This is a genomic window from Aestuariirhabdus haliotis, assembly GCF_023509475.1.
Lineage (GTDB): Bacteria > Pseudomonadota > Gammaproteobacteria > Pseudomonadales > Aestuariirhabdaceae > Aestuariirhabdus > Aestuariirhabdus haliotis.
In genome coordinates this window covers 1-2,073 of sequence record NZ_JAKSDZ010000092.1, presented here as the reverse complement: position 1 = coordinate 2,073, position 2,073 = coordinate 1, and the positions used below count along the sequence as shown (strand labels likewise).

The 2,073-nt window shown below is 53.9% G+C and carries 2 protein-coding genes; one reads left to right on the top strand and one right to left on the bottom strand.

Features of this window, described 5'->3' with window-relative positions:
* The first annotated feature begins 249 nt into the window (after positions 1 to 249).
* On the top strand, positions 250 to 1,101 hold the full coding sequence (locus MIB40_RS19355; RefSeq protein ID WP_249697144.1) for a PA4780 family RIO1-like protein kinase: 852 nt from the start codon (positions 250 to 252) through the stop codon (positions 1,099 to 1,101).
* Between the two features lie 66 nt (positions 1,102 to 1,167).
* Here MIB40_RS19355 and MIB40_RS19350 read toward each other — a convergent pair whose 3' ends face one another.
* Positions 1,168 to 1,815 (bottom strand): hypothetical protein, encoded by a 648-nt coding sequence (locus MIB40_RS19350; RefSeq protein WP_249697143.1) that lies wholly within the window; start codon positions 1,813 to 1,815, stop codon positions 1,168 to 1,170.
* Positions 1,816 to 2,073: the final 258 nt, after the last annotated feature.

The window sequence follows — 2,073 nt, the reverse complement described above, 5'->3', positions numbered from 1 at the left end:
TGAAAGGTCTGGACCTTACTGCAAAGACGTGCCGCGATTCTGGATTCGCCTGAAAGCCAGAGTTCATCTGAATTAATCAGAGGTGCCTTAAGGCACCTCTGATTAATTCTGGGCTTTTCTGATCCACCCACATTTCACCGGTTTGATCGCAATCCGATGTTTCCTCCGCATAAAGAATATACCGGCTATGGATAGATTATTCGTTAGCCAAGGTTCCATCCGGGCGGCTTTAAGGGTATAAGAGCCGCCATGAAAATCCCCAAGCGCATTCAACCCCTCTACGATGACGGTCTGGTCGACGAAGTGATTCGTCCACTGATGAGTGGCAAAGAGGCTTCTGTCTATCTGGTCCGTTGCGGCGAGGAGATCCGTTGTGCCAAGGTCTACAAGGAAGCCAGTAAACGGAGCTTCCGCCAGGCCGTGCAATATCAGGAAGGTCGCAAGGTACGTAACAGCCGGCGCGCCCGGGCGATGGAGAAGGGGTCAAAATTTGGCCGCAGCCAACAGGAAGACGCCTGGCACAATGCCGAGGTCGATGCCCTCTACCGCTGTGCCGGTGCTGGTGTCCGCGTACCCCAGCCCTATGGCTGTTTCGACGGTGTACTGCTTATGGAGCTGATCACCGATGGCGAAGGTGATGTGGCGCCACGGCTGAATGATGTCTCGATGACAGCCGAACAGGCTCGGGAAGATCATGCCTGCGTCATTCGTGACGTGGTGCGTATGCTCTGTGCCGGGCTGGTTCATGGCGATCTGTCCGAATTCAACGTGCTGGTCGACGCCTACGGTCCCGTCATTATCGACCTGCCCCAGGCGGTCGACGCCGCCGCCAATAATCACGCCCAGTGGATGCTGGAACGCGATATTAATAACATGCGCGACTACTACGGGCAGTTTGCCCCCGAGCTGCTGGAGACCCGGTACGCGAAAGAGATCTGGGCCTTGTATGAGGAGGGTGAACTGCTTCCGGACAGCGAACTCAGCGGCCATTTTGGCGAACCGACCGAATCTGCCGATGTGGATTCCGTGTTGCTCGAAATCAAGGCCGCGTTCGATGAGGAGCAATCCCGTCTCGAACGTATTCGCGAAGCCAACGACTGAGGTCGTTAGCCGGGCCTGCCGGGCTCAGATCATTGCATCGCAAAAAACGGCGGCCGCTTGAACCAATTAATGTGCCAGCAGTTCCTTATTCAGCATTTCATCGACGTAGGTACTGATAAAGGTATCTCGCAACGCTACCAGATTATCGGTTTTTAACGCCTCAGAGGACGCTTGCCAAACCCGCTTCTCGGTACTGGTCTGGTAAAGATCCGAGACCAGATACACATGGCTGTTGCTGGACCAGACCGAGGGGTCGGAGTAGACCTTGTAAATATGACCGTAGTAACCATTAAAGCGCCCGCCGTAACCATAATCGAAGCTTGGGGCTATGGCGTAGTAATTGGTACCCGGATGATAGATCTCCTGGGTCGTGGTGCCCGCGTAGCGGGTCACCAAAATGGCATCCAGACTGGCCTTCGTGGCCTCGGCAATCACGGCTTCTTTGGTACTTTTCCCGGTGCCCAGTAATGTGTAGCTGGCTACCGCGCGAATACCCTTGTTCTCTAGTTGCTTTACGAAAGCATCTTCAAAACTCTTGCGCATCTGCTTGCTGTCGGGCTTCTCGCCGGCCACCGCAATCACCATCACCCCGTCCAAACGGTTTTTTGTCAATTCGGGGTCTACCCAGGCATCGACGATATGGGCATTACTCCCACAACCAACCAGCAGGCCTATAAACACTATCAATAATCCATTCCGTAACTGCTTGCTCATATCTGTATCCTGTTGTTTTGATAGGGTGATGCTGCCCAGCTCGATGCAACTCAGGGCTCGACCAAGTTCGATGGCTTCACTATAGTCCCGGTCTGGCTCATAAGCTCATACTATTTAAGGCACCTCTGATTAATTCAGATGAACTCTGGCTTTCAGGCGAATCCAGAATCGCGACACGCCTTTGCAGTAAGGTCGAGACCTTTCAAAAAGGCGTAACAAAGAGGCTGGATTCGCCCGAAAGCCCCGTAGGGCGGCCCT

What these genes read in the sequence shown, in the direction of transcription:
- MIB40_RS19355 (WP_249697144.1), top strand. Translation starts at nt 250, where the DNA reads ATGAAAATCCCCAAGCGCATTCAACCCCTCTACGATGACGGTCTGGTC.
- MIB40_RS19350 (WP_249697143.1), bottom strand. Translation starts at nt 1,815, where the DNA reads ATGAGCAAGCAGTTACGGAATGGATTATTGATAGTGTTTATAGGCCTG.